Source organism: Shewanella sp. SP1S2-4 (genome assembly GCF_031932075.1).
In the GTDB taxonomy this organism is placed as follows: domain Bacteria; phylum Pseudomonadota; class Gammaproteobacteria; order Enterobacterales; family Shewanellaceae; genus Shewanella; species Shewanella baltica.
In genome coordinates this window covers 99,594-115,417 of record NZ_JAUOET010000011.1, presented here as the reverse complement: position 1 = coordinate 115,417, position 15,824 = coordinate 99,594, and the positions used below count along the sequence as shown (strand labels likewise).

Annotated in this window: 14 protein-coding genes and 1 pseudogene; 9 read left to right on the top strand and 6 right to left on the bottom strand. The window is 46.9% G+C overall.

Annotated elements, in window-relative coordinates; translation table 11 throughout:
- The first annotated feature begins 4 nt into the window (after positions 1–4).
- Positions 5–349 carry a hypothetical protein gene (locus tag Q4Q52_RS12255; RefSeq protein WP_259567172.1) on the top strand — a complete coding sequence of 115 codons (345 nt, stop codon included), beginning with the start codon at positions 5–7 and terminating at the stop codon, positions 347–349.
- Between the two features lie 74 nt (positions 350–423).
- Positions 424–771: a hypothetical protein gene (locus tag Q4Q52_RS12250; RefSeq protein WP_311990740.1), complete on the top strand. Its 348-nt coding sequence runs from the start codon at positions 424–426 to the stop codon at positions 769–771.
- On the opposite strand, the gene Q4Q52_RS12245 is transcribed toward Q4Q52_RS12250, so the two are convergent.
- Positions 768–1,940: a DNA glycosylase AlkZ-like family protein gene (locus Q4Q52_RS12245; protein WP_311990733.1), complete on the bottom strand. Its 1,173-nt coding sequence runs from the start codon at positions 1,938–1,940 to the stop codon at positions 768–770. The two genes, Q4Q52_RS12250 and Q4Q52_RS12245, sit on opposite strands and share 4 nt — an antisense overlap.
- A gap of 245 nt (positions 1,941–2,185) precedes the next feature.
- Between Q4Q52_RS12245 and Q4Q52_RS12240 the strand changes: the two genes are divergently transcribed.
- From Q4Q52_RS12240 to Q4Q52_RS12230, 3 genes are all read left to right on the top strand, one after another.
- Positions 2,186–2,716, top strand: coding sequence for a hypothetical protein (locus Q4Q52_RS12240; RefSeq protein ID WP_311990732.1), 531 nt, complete (start codon positions 2,186–2,188; stop codon positions 2,714–2,716).
- A gap of 176 nt (positions 2,717–2,892) precedes the next feature.
- On the top strand, positions 2,893–4,371 hold the full coding sequence (creD, locus tag Q4Q52_RS12235; RefSeq protein WP_311899563.1) for a cell envelope integrity protein CreD: 1,479 nt from the start codon (positions 2,893–2,895) through the stop codon (positions 4,369–4,371).
- Between the two features lie 122 nt (positions 4,372–4,493).
- A complete protein-coding gene (locus tag Q4Q52_RS12230) occupies positions 4,494–5,276 on the top strand; it encodes a phosphatase PAP2 family protein (protein WP_311906261.1) in 783 nt (260 codons plus the stop codon).
- Between the two features lie 53 nt (positions 5,277–5,329).
- On the opposite strand, the gene Q4Q52_RS12225 is transcribed toward Q4Q52_RS12230, so the two are convergent.
- Positions 5,330–6,055, bottom strand: coding sequence for a transporter substrate-binding domain-containing protein (locus Q4Q52_RS12225; RefSeq protein ID WP_311906252.1), 726 nt, complete (start codon positions 6,053–6,055; stop codon positions 5,330–5,332).
- A gap of 192 nt (positions 6,056–6,247) precedes the next feature.
- Here Q4Q52_RS12225 and Q4Q52_RS12220 point away from each other — a divergent pair, with 192 nt between their 5' ends.
- Positions 6,248–6,748 carry an Lrp/AsnC family transcriptional regulator gene (locus tag Q4Q52_RS12220; protein ID WP_006083449.1) on the top strand — a complete coding sequence of 167 codons (501 nt, stop codon included), beginning with the start codon at positions 6,248–6,250 and terminating at the stop codon, positions 6,746–6,748.
- A gap of 368 nt (positions 6,749–7,116) precedes the next feature.
- Positions 7,117–8,481 carry a sodium-dependent transporter gene (locus Q4Q52_RS12215; RefSeq protein ID WP_311990731.1) on the top strand — a complete coding sequence of 455 codons (1,365 nt, stop codon included), beginning with the start codon at positions 7,117–7,119 and terminating at the stop codon, positions 8,479–8,481.
- Between the two features lie 239 nt (positions 8,482–8,720).
- On the opposite strand, the gene Q4Q52_RS12210 is transcribed toward Q4Q52_RS12215, so the two are convergent.
- Entirely contained in the window at positions 8,721–9,584 is an 864-nt protein-coding gene (locus Q4Q52_RS12210) for a Tim44 domain-containing protein (RefSeq protein WP_261274013.1), read from the bottom strand.
- A 530-nt stretch (positions 9,585–10,114) separates the two neighbouring features.
- Between Q4Q52_RS12210 and Q4Q52_RS12205 the strand changes: the two genes are divergently transcribed.
- On the top strand, positions 10,115–10,735 hold the full coding sequence (locus Q4Q52_RS12205; RefSeq protein WP_311990730.1) for a hypothetical protein: 621 nt from the start codon (positions 10,115–10,117) through the stop codon (positions 10,733–10,735).
- 209 nt (positions 10,736–10,944) lie between these two features.
- Positions 10,945–11,959 (top strand): annotated as a pseudogene (locus Q4Q52_RS12200) (IS110-like element ISSba19 family transposase).
- A gap of 629 nt (positions 11,960–12,588) precedes the next feature.
- Here the strand turns inward: Q4Q52_RS12200 and Q4Q52_RS12195 are convergent.
- The 3 genes from Q4Q52_RS12195 to ilvA all read right to left on the bottom strand — a co-directional run bounded on the left by Q4Q52_RS12195 (position 12,589) and on the right by ilvA (position 15,824).
- Entirely contained in the window at positions 12,589–12,849 is a 261-nt protein-coding gene (locus Q4Q52_RS12195) for a hypothetical protein (protein WP_311990729.1), read from the bottom strand.
- 1 nt (position 12,850) lies between these two features.
- Entirely contained in the window at positions 12,851–13,984 is a 1,134-nt protein-coding gene (locus Q4Q52_RS12190) for an alanine--glyoxylate aminotransferase family protein (protein WP_311990739.1), read from the bottom strand.
- Between the two features lie 244 nt (positions 13,985–14,228).
- Entirely contained in the window at positions 14,229–15,824 is a 1,596-nt protein-coding gene (gene ilvA, locus Q4Q52_RS12185) for a threonine ammonia-lyase, biosynthetic (protein ID WP_311990728.1), read from the bottom strand.

Sequence of the window (15,824 nt, the reverse complement as noted above, 5' to 3'; positions counted from 1 at the left end):
AATAATGCAGCAACTCGCCAGCTATATTCTTGCGATTCATGGATATCCAAGCTTAGTGTCGATAGTGAGCCATTCGAGTAAAAGCCATAGCTATCAAGATAACGACCTCACTATTCATGAAGTAGAAACGCTGTATCACTTCGATAATGGCGTGGTGATCTGCCAGCAAACCGAACAAGATCAACTCATGATTGAGGCGGCATCGGACAGTGTTTGCGAAGACTATTGGATAAACTATCGGGTGATAGCATCGAGCGGAATCGTTATTTCACCGCAGCAGAAATCCTTCAGTAACCTTTGCCAACAGGGATTCTGGCTCAAGATGCAACGGGATCGCAGCTCAATATAGACCCGCAAAATAGACCAGTAAACCTGAGTGATTGATTGAGGCAAAGCGTCAACAGAGGGAAGACGATAAGCGTGATGGAAACCGCTGTGGAGTTAATCACTTTTGAGAGCCTAATACGCTGGACATTACTCCTGCTTGGTGGCCTGCCGCTACTCACTTATCCCGGAGTGCTCCTCGCCAGTTTGATGGGACTGGCCAGTCAATCAAGTATTAAACCCGCTTTTATCACTCGATTGATGAATCAGTGTTTTCTGTGGGGCAGCTTAGTTTATCCCGCCGTATATATTCCCTGCTATCGCATCGCTAGCGATAGCACAGCCTCGTCACCCTTAATCACCGCAGCCTTGCCACTGCTGTATCTTATTTTACTCTATGGTTGCTTCCGCTTTATGGACATTCCAATTAAAGCGACTGATGACTAACACTTTTGTTGCCGTGCATACTTCTGCTTAAGGCCTTTATGATTTGCTTTAACTAACTTCCAGCGATCGCAACCGTTAAAGCGGGCATATTCACTGACGGCGATATCAAAGGCAGCACAGAAATCCTCATCTAGGCCATTCACCATCACGCCCGCTTCTAAGGTCAATTGCTGCAATAACAAGATGCCCGTTTGGCGATCGGCTTTCACATCCACGCGGCCAACAAAAGTATCGCGCCACAGAATCGCTAAAGAATAATAACCATACCGACGCTTTTCGGCGGGCACATAGACTTCAATTTGATAATCAAAATCAAACCATTGCTTTAGCCGTTGCCGTTGGATTAATAAATTATCGAAGGGATTTAGCAGCCAGACTTTATTGGGTAATGGCGCATGGAGCTGTAATGCAGGGTGGTAAAAGTAGCTTTGCCCCGCCGCCTTAAAACTCGCTAATACCCCCTGTGACTGCATCTCTGCCAGCTCTTGGGCTACTGCTGGTTTTAAGCCTTTGCGTAGATAAGCTATTTGCGCCGCAGTACCAAAGGCATGGGCATCGAGATAACGATCAATCAGATAGCGGGTAAATTCAGCCTCTGTCGGTGCTTTGGCATTTATGTCTTGTGGTAACACCCGCGCAGTGAGATCGTAAACCTTCTGGAATTTCTCTCGCCGCACCACCATTAGCTCACCACGCATAAAGAGCTGCTCTAGGGCTTTTTTCGCGGGTTTCCAATCCCACCAGGCACCGTTTTTACCTTCACTGTGTTCAAAATCACTGGCCTTGAGTGGCCCTTCTGCAATGATTCGTGCCCGCACCTCTTGCATTACTTTATCGTCGGGCTCAAACCAATGTTTACCGCCATTTTGCAGCTGCAGTTTACGTTGCAAACTAAAACGGTAATCGGCGATCGGTAAATAGGCCGCCGCATGGGACCAATATTCGAAGATTTCTCCCTTAGCTAAAGCCGAATCGAGCATCTTCGGCTGGTATCCGGGCATACGACTATGCAACACATGGTGATGCGCCCGCTCAACCACGTTAATTGAGTCGATTTGCACATAACTTAGGCGCAAGACAGTCTCAGCCACCGAAGTCTGTGGCTGTAATAATCCTTGCTGCTGCATCGTTAATTGCAGCCATTCGCGGGGTGAAAAGGGATTAGACATCACGTTTCCTAAGGTAAAACCTGCAAACACTAAGCCCAACAGACAAAACTAAGATTCTAAAAAATGCTGATGTAGTTTGTATCTTTCGAATGAGCCCCTAAAATACACCGCAAACCAGCTCATGCAGCGCGCTCTTCGGATAACATAAGCCATTTATAACTTAACGGCTATCGCTTTACAGGCCTGTTAGTGTCACGACTCAAGGTCGCGCTAACCACCCACTGACGCCTCATTAAGGATTGATGATGAATATCTACTATCGCCAAGCACAACTCTGCGGCCGCAAAACGGGCAATGGCGCTAAGCTGCCATTTTTGATGAATATCTTGTATTCACTTGCAGCTAAAAATGGCGATCACCAGCCCTTTTCAATGGATGACATTAACGCCGTACTATTCAATCAACATCAGTCGATTGGTTGCTCCATCAAAGCGCCGCTGCCGATAGTGAGTTGGCGCACCGAAGCGATAGAGTATGAGTTATTCAAAGGCGAAGAGCTGGTTTATCTGCCCCAATGCATCATCTTTAGCAATGGCGCCATCGCCTATGTCATTGTCGTCATAGGTGATGAGTATGAGCTGCGTATTTGGCCCGATTACAGTAACCGTGAGCGGGAAAAACAGCACTGGTTTTCCCACCATGCCGTAGTCTATTGCGCCGAACTTGACGTCTTTAAGCAAAGCTTCGAAACACTGCTTAAGCATATTCGAAAAGAAGATGACTACGAGAAAAAACACCCCAGATTTGGCAAAGACACCCCACTCTCAGATTTATAAACGTGATTAATGTGTATGGATTTAGCGGTAATTGCCATAATTTTGCCACTATTGATCAGCAACTTGCCCGCAACTCTTACGGGGAAATCTGTTTTAATACCCGCCGTGATACCGAGCTAACTCAGCACAATCTTAGCGGTGAAGTCTCGGTCGTATTTCATAGGGAATGAAATCCAATGTTCAGTATTATTTTCTGGGTACTCACCCTACTTAGTTTGGCCTTATTTGGTGGTGCAGCCTACTTAGTCGTACGCGCACTGCTAAAAAAATTCAATCGAGATCAAGGAATAGACATGGAATCGCCACAGGCACAGTCCTCACACAGCAAAGGGACACCACTCGCCAAAAACACCACCCTATTGAAAGCGTTAACCATAGGCATACTGTCGATCTTAGCTTTGATCCCATTAGGGATCATCATGGACATGACCTCAGATCGCGAAGCCCTGTACCACAGTGTTGTCGATGAAATTGGCCGTTCATGGGGCGAGCAACAAACGCTCTCAGGACCTGTGCTTGTCATTCCCTATAGCTATTTTGTGATGCAGGAAGAAGTCAGCGCCGATGGCAAAAATCGCCATCAAGTAAAGCGTACCTATCAAGATGAATTGGTCATACTGCCGAAAAAACTCAAACTAGATTTAGATCTTAAGCATGATTTCCGTACCCGCGGCATTTATCAATCCTTAGTTTATAACGCCACTTTGCAAGGCAAAGCAGATTTCAGTTTAAGTCATTATGAAATCCCCAACCTCATTGCCTTTGACAATAAAAATGCGCGTCTCGCCTTTGGTGTCTCATCAAATCAAGCCATTGATAAAGTGGATAAACTTGAATTAACGGGTGATGCGGTCACGCTGTCAGGCTCGCTGATGTCGGGTACAGGTTTAGGCACCACTGGCGGCTTAGAAAAAGGCTTCAACCAAGGTGTACAAGTCGGTGAAGCGAGTGACTTTAGTGTGGACTTTGCGATGACACTGCGCGGCTCGCAGTCGATTAGTGCCTTACCACTGGGCGAACAAACCCTGCTTAATATTCATGCGGATTGGCCACACCCGAGCTTCAAGGGATTATTACCCGCAGAACGTGATATTAACGCACAGGGTTTTACCGCAAGTTGGAATATCAGTCACTTAACCCGTAACTACCCACAGGAGTTTATTAAGAGTAATCAATCGACCCTGACCGAAGTGTCGGCCAATGCGATTCTGTTCGAGCCCGTAACTCACTACGGCAAGATTGAACGCTCAGTGAAATACGGCCTACTGTTTATCGTACTGACTTTTATCATGTTATTTATTTTTGAGCTGGGGCAAAAAACCAGTCTTAGTACGATTCAATATGTGTTAGTCGGCAGCGCCATGGCCTTGTTCTATTTGCTCCTGCTGTCGCTATCTGAGCATTTAGCCTTCTTGCATGCCTATTTAATTGCCGCCTGTATTCCTGTGCTATCGGTATCCGCCTATGTCGGCAGCGCCACGGCAAGTATCAAGCGCGGTGCGATAGTGGGCATTATGCTGGTGAGTTTATATGCCGTGCTTTACTCGATACTGCAACTGGAAGATTACGCCCTGCTGATGGGCACAGGATTACTGTTAGTTGTCCTACTGATTTTGATGTTTGTCACAAGGCATCAACCCAAGAACACGGCGTAACAGCGCCCAACCGATCCACCCTTGAAGACCCCCGACAGCGCCACTTTTTGCTGTCGGGATTTTTTTATTGGCAAAGCCATTGCCGCGTTGTAGCCTATGGCGTTTATCAAGAGGCTTGTATTTTGACCCATAGCGCCTATCTTTTCCGCCGTTTAGGTTTAGCCTGGTTATTGCTGGCAAGCATTCCAAGCTTACTGTTACTGACCCAAAATCAGTTGTTTCCACTGATCGATCTGCACTCTCACTTAGCCCGAACCTTATATTGGATTACCATGACGGGCACAGCGCCCTATGGCGTGGCCACTGTGTTGTTTGTGCTGGCTATCGCCTATCGTCTTATGCCTAAAGCCCTCTTTATGAGTTTGTTTTTAGCCATTAGTCTCAGCCAAGTCATCAGCTTAAGTGTGAGCCATACGCTCAAATCCTATTTCAAAGAGCCCAGACCTAATCTGGTCTTTTTGGCTAAGCAAGCACTGCCTACGGATGAACAACTTTCACTCGATGCCTTTTATCAATTGGATAAACAGGGGCGCTCCGAGACAATATCCAATGCGCTCGATGGCTTAAAAGTGGCAGACCCTGAGATGAGGCTCGACTCGCGCATTCACCAGCATTGGGAAAATGAAATCGGCTACTCATTCCCTTCTGGGCATACCATTTTTGCTGTGACACTGGTGCTCACCGCCAGTTACTATCTGCTGCTCGCAGGCTTACCTAGCGTTGCATTGGTATTATTGGGTTGGGGATTTTTGATGGGATTAAGCCGCATGCTGTTAGGGATGCATTGGCCACAAGATGTGTTGTTTTCGACCTTTTTAGCCGCCTTCATCAGCAGCTTGAGCGTGTTCTTAGTCAGTAAAATACGCCCACTCACGCAAACGCTCGTGAACGAGCCAGAACGCTAACCTCTGTAGTTGATCATCTCGATTCAGCCTTTCACTCAAATACTTAGGCCTTGCTAAGCACTGCCTAAGTATTTGACCACTAAGGCCTGATAAATCCCATTGGCCTTAATTTTTGCCAGCCCTTGATTAAAAGTATCCCGCGCCACTGAGTTGTGGAATACCATGCGATAGGATGTCGGCGGGAAAATAAAGTGGTAGCTCAATGCTTGCTGGGTGTCGATATTGGGTTCAACAAACCGATTCAATTGAGTGAAAATATAACGGTCGGCAATCACAGTATTAATCCGACCTAAGTACAACATACGATTCTGGCTTAGTTGAGTATCGACTTCGCGATAAATCGTCTGTTGCGCTACGGCATTAAATTCAGTACCGAGCAATAGGCGAGCATTTTCAAAGGCCGCAATACTGTAATTTTTTAGATCGGCAATACTTTTTATTTCAAGGTGTTGCGCAGCCAAGCTAATTGCCACATTGGTATAGTCGACATAATCATTGGACCAATAGCCATCGACGCCATTTACTGGGTTCATGGTCATCACGGCATCTAATCTGTCTTTGTTGAAATATAAGACTTGGCGCTTACGAGAGTAAAATTTAAAGTTAACTGACTGGCCCATTTCCTTAAAGGCGGCCTTAATAATATCAATCTCAAGTCCTGATTCGGCATCTTCGATAATATAGGGTGGGCGATTTAACGCACTACCAATGGTTATCGAGGCAGGAAATGCATACGTCGGTAAGATTAATAGGCAGATTAACAGCAAACTCAAGCGCATACAGTGTCTCACTCTTATTAGTATTATAACTATAGCGGTAAATGGTGGGAGATCCAGACAGCGCGCCCCTCACCCACTGTAAGTAAGGGTGATCACTCTCCCAACTTTTAAATCCCGATTGACTCAAGATTTTTGGCAAACTTGGCTAAGACTGGCAAACTAGGGGCAGACCCTGCCAACCCTAAGCTTTCGATGACAGAAACTCACCCATACAAACTCGATCAACTCGATTTAACCATTTTGCGTTTACTGCAAACCCACGGCAGATTGTCCAACCTCGAACTGGCCAATAAAGTCGGCCTGTCGCCGTCCCCTTGCTCGCGCCGTGTTAAAGCCTTAGAAGAAGCGGGTTATATTGCCGATTATGCAACGCGTCTGTCGGCGGATAAGTTCAACCTGCATTTGACTGCGTATATCCATGTGCGGATGGAAAAACACACGCCAGCAATCCTCAATCAATTTGAAGCCAATGTACTAGCCTACGAAGAAGTCCAAGAATGCGCGCTGATCACAGGTTCTGAAGCCGACTACCAACTTAAAGTGTTAGTACAAGATATGGCGCACTTTCGCACTTTCCTGTTAGATAAACTCACGACCAATGTACATATCGCAGGTGTGCATTCCAGCTTTGTGTTGAAAAAGGTCAAGGACCACACGGCCATTCCCTTAAGCCACATCACCATTCAACCATAGGCTATGTAAAAGATACGGCGTTCAGACACAAAGTGCTGCGACATGACTCAGACTTATCCAGTCACAATCGTGACTCAAGTAAAGTCATAGCATCAAAATACCCACTAAGCTTCTGCCATACGGTATTTTTTGACCATAAGATCACAATTCATTGCATTTTTATCATCGCAATTATTCGCTAAAGTGAGGCCACTAGTCGTTGTCAATCGCAATATAGTCTCGCATAAAACCAGCTAGTGAAGCTAAACACCAAAATATCAGCAAAATGAGAATATAAATTGCCTATTAACACCATTTTAACGCACTAAAATTGCGTTGAAATCCTAATTTATCCGCCTAAGATACGCCTTCTTTTTATGGGAGGCACAATGCAATCGGCCAATACAAGTTCAACTAACCACTTCAGCTCACGCTTAGGTTTTATCATGGCGGCCGCAGGTAGCGCCGTTGGCGTCGGCAATATTTGGGGATTCCCCACCCAAGCGGCCACCCATGGTGGCGGCGCCTTTCTACTTGTGTACCTAGTGCTGATTTTCATCCTAGGCATTCCCATGCTGATGGCTGAACTCATGATAGGTCGCCACGGGCAAACCAACCCTGCCGATGCCATGGGTAAACTCGGCTTCAACTCACTCACCCGAGGTTTAGGCAAGACCATAGGTTTGCTTTCCATAGTGACTGCGGGATTGATTTATACCTTCTACAGCATTCTCTCCGGCTGGTTTGTCAGCTTTGCCATCGCGCCAATTGCCAAAGCTATGGGCTCGAATGACACCGCCGCTTGGCTAGTGGATTTTTCGCTGTCACGTAATCTGGTGTTTACACTGATCTTCAGCACGCTGGTGTTTCTGGTATTACTGCAAGGCGTGCAAGAAGGCATAGAAAAATGGTCGAAACGCTTAATGCCGTTATTACTGATCATGCTGATCGCGGGCGTGGCGTATATCTTCACCCTAAATGGTGCGAGCGAAGGGATAAGCGCGCTACTAACGCCTAACTTTACCAAGGCACTGGCACCGGATACCCTGATAAGCGCGCTCGGACAAACCTTCTTCTCCCTCACCATAGGCACAGGTGCCATGATGGTGTACGGCAGTTATCTGAGCCAAAAAGAGAATATTGCTAAACTGACCGTCTGGGTTGCCTTTACCGACAGCGGCATCGCCTTTCTCGCCGCCTTCTTGATTATCCCAGCCATGTATGTGGCCCAGCACAATGGCGTGGAGATTTTTAATGCTGAGGGTAAATTACTCGATTCGGATGCATTGGTGTTTACTGTCTTACCCGCGTTATTTTCGACCTTAGGCGATACGGCCAACCTCATCATCAGCGTGATTTTCTTTATTCTGCTGATCATCGCGGGTTTAACCTCGGCCATATCCATCGCCGAAGTGCCGACGAGTTATGTGATGCAAAAGTTCGGACTCAGCCGTCAACGCGCCACCTTGATCATCGGCCTATTGTTGACCTCATTATCCTTATTACTGGCGGTATTTTTTGAGACGCTATTTAGTTTCACTATAATGCTGACCACCCAAATCGCCCAGCCGCTGGTCGCCCTCGGCATTGCGATTTACTTAGGTTGGATTTGGCGCCAAACACAATTGCTCAAGGCGATTCGTGGACAAGATGGCGTCAATACCACAGGACTCTTCTGGCACATTTGGCCAAGGTATGTAAAGTATGTTTGCCCAGTGCTGATTATCGCGATCGCCATCAGGCAATTTGTGTAAGCCTTTAAAAAGCAAAAATCCCCGCTAAGTGCAGGGATTTTTTATTTAGCAATGGATGATCTAATTAACTTTTTTAAAATAATCATCAAAGTCTTGCTGCCGCCAATAGTCAATGCGATGACAGCTGTATCCTTCCATCTATCAATAACGTTGAACTGCTAAGGAAGTCTAGATTTGAACGAAAGGGGGATATAAATAGCAGCCTTAAGGGATTAAGGCTGCTTTTGAAGACGGGCAGATTACTGTTCGATACCAACGATCAACCAAGGTGAATTGGCTTGCGTTACGTTACGCTCTAAATGCCAGATTTCCTTAATGTCCTCTTCTACGCCTTCAACGGTATCGCGATAGCGGCCGCTAAATTTAACGCTCACTTCCGCAAGATTGGCATTGTGTGTGGCGCGGACGAGTTCGGCATCCAAAAACATCACTTCAGTGTGCTGATCGCCAACTAACTCGCGACGTTGGTTGCTGAGTTCATTGTAAAGATCTATAGAAACATACTCTTGGATTTTGCTTAAGTCGTTTTCATTCCACGCCAATTGCAAGGTTTTGTAGTGACTACGAGCACCTTCCAAAAAGCTGGGTAAATCAAAGCCGGCAGGCAAATCGAAGGGAACTGCGCTTGTCGCTTGGCCAAAACCATTGCTGCCGCTGTTTGCATTGGTGGCAAAACCTGTTTGTTCAGTCTGTTGGCGCTGCATATTCGGATTGGGTTGGCCTGCTCCCGCGTAGGCTGGTCTTTGCTGCGCCCCCGTTTTTGAGGCCATCACAGTACGGACGATTTTGAATATTACGAATGCCAGCAAACCGATTATCAAAATATCCATGATTTGAATATTTTCAAAACCACCGCCCATAAACAGCGCAGCCAATAAGCCACCCGCTAATAAACCGCCTAACATGCCGCCCATCATACCTTTCTTGCCCGGCGCTCCCGCTGGTGCCGTAGTCGGTGTGTTGGTCGCCGCTGGTTGAGCCGGAGCCGTTTGGTGACTCTTGCCAATAGATTTACTACCGCCGAACTTTTTCGCTTCTGCGACTGGACTAGCAACCAAGCTAACCGCAAAAATCATCGCAAACATAATTAATAACTTTTTCATTTATAAGATCTTTGTTTATATAACCTGTGGTGTCGGCATCATAGCGGGATGACATTATATGTCAACTATCAAAAGAGGGGCCTAGGCTTACAAACTTCGTTTGTTCTTCTAAATCAAAATCAAAGTCGTGGGGCTTCATCCCTGATTATTCAACATGACTCAACTAAGAATGCGTCAAAAGATATGACCATTAGACTATGTGACGTGAGAAGTGACTAAGCACTGTCATTCCAGTGACACGCAGCAAGCACATCCCTGTGAGCTCGACCGTGACATCCCTGTCACGAACGGTCACTTACATGCCAGTGCTTAATCTCGTTAACTTCCGTGCATTCTGTTCGCCAGAACTACCCGAGGTCCAATGCCAAGATCTAAGTAACATCTCAATAGGCATATTTTTTGAAATATGCGATTCGATACAATGTTATTAGATAAATGTATGCCTGTTCTTTGTTTTTTCTAACATAATAGAACAACTAATATAGTTAACATTAGAGGACATGGCAGTGTGTCATTATAGGGAAATGATTATGAGAAGCGCTGGGGTTATTTTGCTTTTGTTGTTAACGGGTTGTCAGCCTAACGATACTGACTTTAATAATGAAGTCAGTGAATTCAAATCGACTGGAATAGGGGCTGATATTGCCAATAGTCGATTTATTCCTCCATACAATAGTTTTGAGCCATTACTTGAATATACACAGTGGTGCAATTCAGTCTTATGGGCTCAACAGTCTGCTGAAGAGACTTCGATTGATTTGGCATTTTTAAGAGAAGAAGTTTTTGTAATGACACCCCCAGAAATTATTGGTGCTAAAGGCTTAGTAAATGAGTTTGTTGAGCGTAGCGGTGGTGTAGATTCTCTTTATCCCTATATTCACGGGGATGCTGCTTATCTTATGAAACCTTCTCGTCTAGCGATGCCAATTATTAAGAAGATGCTAAATAGCTACCAAAGAAGTGCTAGTTTTGAAAAGGCAATTGAACTTAATAAGAAGAGACCCAAAAGGTCAAAGTCTTTCACTGATGCTGATACCTTGTGTTTTAAAGCGGACATGTTGACCGGTATTTTAGGTGGGGAAAGTCGCTCAAGGAACGTTATTAGTGAAGTTTCGGAATTAGTTCGTAAGAATACTTTAGCAAGTCGATAAATCCACATTGTTGGTATCCGGTAGTTTTTACCTAATTTGACCACGAATGCCGCAGGATACGATTTCCCTGCGAAGTTGCCGCGGGGCGTTGGAATAAATGGCGTGAGTCCGGACATGGATAATGGAATGGACCCATCCACTTTTAATCGGCCTCGCAATGGGCCACGATGTAGTCGCTAAAACTCATCAGAAAGAGGACGGGTCCATTTATGAAGATTACTACAATCGGTTTAGATATCGCAAAGTCTGTTTTTCATGCTGTTGGTGTCGATAAAGCTGGCAAGTTAATCAAAAAAAATGCTTAGACGCAAGGACTTGCTTCCCTTTCTTGCTCAAATTGAGCCGTGCCTAATTGTGATGGAAGCCTGTGGTGGAGCAAATTACTGGGCCAGAGAATTTGAGCTGTTGGGCCATAACGTCAAGCTAATCGCACCTCAATTTGTGGTGCCTTTTCGGCAAGGTAATAAAAATGACTACAACGATGCGCTAGCCATCGCTGAAGCTGCGCAGCGACCCAACATGCGGTTTGTAAAACCCAAAAGCGTCGAGCAGCAAGATGTGCAACTGCTCCACCGCATGCGCGAAAGATTAACTAAGCAATCAACTGCCTTAATCAACCAAGTGCGAGGCATGTTAGCAGAATACGGCATTGTGATAGCCAAGAGTAAATCGGCTTTTAAAGTACAGTTTCCAGATATTTTAGCGGATGAAACCAATGCGCTGACCACCAAAGGTCGGGCCATTTTTTATCAGTTATATGAAGAATTTAGTGATATAGAAAAACGGCTTAAGGGCTGTGATGCCCAAGTGCTCACTGAAACTAAAAACAATGTGATTTGCCAGCGTTTAGAAACTATCCCAGGTATTGGTCCAGTCACCGCTACAGCCTTTTATGCGGCCGTCGGTGATGGTAAAGATTTCACTAATGGCAGGCACTTTTCAGCTTGGTGTGGCTTAGTTCCCAAGCAACACAGCAGTGGAGGTAAAGATAACCTCCTTGGGATAAGCAAGCGGGGAAATGCTTACTTACGTACCCTGTTCATCCACGGCGCCAGAGCCGTGTTGCAACACAGTTGTCATAAACAGGATAAATTTAGTTGCTGGGCAATCCAGTTAGCAGAACGCCGAGGTTTTAACCGAGCCTGTGTAGCCGTCGCCAATAAACTCGCGAGAATGGCATGGGTTATCGCGGCGCATGACGAAGAATATCGACTTCCAGTATAGTGCTGAATAGATTCAATAAATGCTAATAATTAACCAACCAGCAAGTTGCTAAGACACTTGATTTGATGATGAGACAGTCAGACTGATCTACTGAAAACCTTAGTCGGGCATAGGCTCATAATGAAGCCGCAAGGATGATAAGGACAGTAGAAGCAGATATCCATCAGGGCCAGAGGCATACCTCAATAACAGGCCGGATATATGGGTGCAATGAACTCTTCTCAAAATCGCTATCGATTGTCTTGCAAACCGGATGGGTCCATATATGTCCGGCTAGCTTCCGTAGGTACAGGGACGTTGCCTTCGGAAGCGATAGCCATTTATCCATAAGACCAAGGCCAGTATCTAATGCATGTAACTTCGCTAGGGACGGCAAGGGAGATCCAAGAGGGGATTGCTGTTGATCCCCTCTTGGTCGGGTGTGGGGTGAAGCCCCACGACTTTCTCGGCCGTAAGGCCGCAAATATGTTTAATAAAATACAACTTTAAAACCGAAAATCCTCTAGAGCCCATTGAACATTATTCTGGGTGATTTCAGAAAATATCAACTAAGTGCAACCAGCAGAAAAGTAAAAATCCCCGCATTGCGGGGATTTTCAATATATCAAAGACAACTAACACTCACAGCGTTACACGCATTTTCCATCCGATGAGTCACCGGAAGAAAGTGCTCGACTGATGCCGCCGAAGATGACACTCAAGAAGCCGATACCGACATCTTTTTGTCGCTCATCTGCGCTGCCCGTATCGTGGCCGCTCGCCTCACGCATACTTTGATTATTGTTGGTTCCGCGCACAAAATCGCAGGACGCATTGCTGGTATTGTTCACTGAACAGGCACTGAGCAAAGCGAGCATTAGGCCGCAAAGTGCAAGGCGTAATCTTGGCATATTAGTTCAACACTTCTTCTAATGCCTTGAGGCATAAAGAAACATTCTCACGGCGGGCACCAAAGCCCATTAGACCGATGCGCCATGCTTTACCCGCAAGGGCCCCAAGGCCTGCGCCGATTTCGAGGTTGTAATCCTTCAGTAAACGAGTGCGCACTGCGGCATCATCGACACCAGCGGGGATATAAACCGTATTCAGCTGCGGTAGGCGATAATCTTCGGCAACCACAAAATTAAGCCCTAACTTTTCCAGCCCAGCACGCAGCACTAAATGCATTTCGTGATGGCGTTGCCACGCATTCTCTAAACCTTCGGCCGCCAAAATACGCAGAGATTCATGCAGTGCATACAGGGCATTCACTGGCGCAGTGTGATGATAACTACGCTTACCGCCCGCGCTGGTCCAATAGGCCATCACAAGACTTTGATCGAGGAACCAACTTTGCACAGGAGTTTTACGATTCTTGAGTTTCTCTACCGCTGCGCTCGAGAAAGACACGGGCGATAAACCCGGTACACAGGAGAGACACTTTTGACTGCCGGAATAAATGGCATCTATGCCCCACTCATCAACTCTTAACTCGACGCCACCAAGGGAAGTCACGGCATCGACTATGCTCAAGCAACCATAGGTTTTGGCTAATGCACACAAGGTCTTGGGATCGGACAAAGCACCAGTAGAGGTTTCTGCGTGCACAAAGGCTAAAAACTTGGCATCGGGATTGGCTTTAAGCGCCGCTTCAACCGCAGCAGGATCGACAGGCGCGCCCCACTCATTGTCCACCAGCACTGCAATGGCGCCCACGCGCTCGACGTTTTGGCGCATACGCTCACCAAACACACCGTTACGACAGACAATAACTTTCTCACCCGGCTCGACTAAATTAACGAAACAGGTTTCCATGCCCGCACTGCCCGGCGCAGAGACCGCCATAGTCATTTCGTTTTTAGTTTGGAAGGCGTATTGGATCAGGCTCTTAAGCTCATCCATCATGCCGACAAACAGCGGATCTAAGTGGCCAATTGTCGGTCTGGACTGCGCCGCAAGCACTTCGGGATAAACATCCGACGGGCCAGGGCCCATCAAAATACGGCGAGGAGGATTAAAAGCGGTAAAACGCGGTGCTGGTAACATCATGTCTCCTTAATGCGTGCAGGTCGAGGTCTCGTTGTTATTCGTTAGCCGTTCTGTGTTAAGAAACAGCCAGTTAATCGTTAACGGGTTAAGTCAGTAACTTAACTGTGACGTATTAATCGGCGGCTAGAGTATTAAGTCTACAAAACTACCACAAAAAAGGGCGCATGTGCGCCCCTCCTTTAGCCTAACTTTGCCTAACATGTCATCGCGTCGATCTAAGCTATGTGCATCACAGCGAACGCTATAAGCCTTTGTTGCCGTTACCCGCATTTAAAAACAGCTGATAGGCAGGACTTTGGGTTTCCTCTTGATAGACAAAACCCAACTCAGTTAAAAACTGTTGGAACGGCAAAGCATCACTGGCGGGTACTTCAAACCCCGCCAGCACTCGGCCAAAGGCCGCGCCGTGGTTGCGATAATGGAACAGACTGATGTTCCATTTGCTCTGCAAGGTCGTTAAAAACTTCAGCAGCGCACCGGGATGTTCAGGAAACTCAAAGCTAAATAAACGCTCCTCTAAAGGCTCAGGTGGATGACCACCGACCATATAACGCACATGCAATTTCGCGGTTTCATCCCCGGATAAATCCTGCACTTCAAAACCATTAGCCTCTAAGGTGGCAATGATTTGTTCTAGCTCACCTTGGCCTCGGCTTAAACGAATGCCGGCAAACACCACGGCAAGATCACGACTACTGAAACGATAGTTAAACTCTGTCATCACCCGCTTATCGAGTAACTCACAGAATCTTAAGAAACTTCCCGGACGCTCAGGGACTTTCACCGCCAGTACCGCTTCTTTTTGCTCGCCAAGCTCACAACGTTCAGACACATAACGCAGACTGTGGAAATTCACATTCGCGCCACTTAAAATCGCGGCGACTTTCTCACCATTGCCGCAATCACCATGGGCATTAGCGCTGACATATTTTTTAAGCCCAGCTAAGGACAAGGCCCCTGCGGGTTCGGCGATCGCACGGGTGTCTTCGAAGATATCTTTTACCGCGGCGCAGATTTCATCCGAAGTGACAGTCACTACTTCATCGACATACAGCTTGGCGACACGAAACGGCTCAGTGCCGATACGTTTAACCGCCACGCCGTCGGCAAATAAACCGACTTGCGCCAGTGTCACAGGTTCGCCCGCTTCCATCGCTGCCTTTAAACAGGCCGCGTCTTCGGGCTCGACACCGACAATTTTCACCTGCGGCATCACCGCCTTGTAATAGGCGGCGATACCCGCGATGAGCCCACCACCGCCCACGGGTACAAATACCACTTCGAGATCGCGCTGCTGCTGCAACATCTCTTGGGCGATAGTGCCTTGTCCTGCGATCACCGCTTCATCATCAAAGGGCGCGATATAGACTCGGCCCTCTTCTTTAGCCATCGCCATCGCATAGCCATTGGCTTGATCGAAGGCTTGGCCGTGCAATACCACGTTGCCACCTAAACGGCGCACCGCATCGACTTTAATATCGGGCGTTGTCTCTGGCATCACAATCACAGCATCCACACCGCGACTCGCCGCCGACATCGCCACACCCTGAGCATGATTGCCTGCCGAAGCACACACCACACCGCGTTGACATTCTTCTTTCGTCAGCTGGGCGATACGGTTATAGGCACCGCGTAACTTGAAGGAATGCACTGGCTGCATATCTTCGCGCTTCAAAAATACCTGACAACCTAAACGCGCCGATAGCTTGTTCATGCTTGAAAGCGGCGTCACTTTCGCTATGTCATACACAGATGACAACAGGATTTTTTGCAGATAGCTTTGTGCCAACTGAAAATGTGCTAAATCCGTCCGAGCTTGCGATGCAAGTGGCAACAT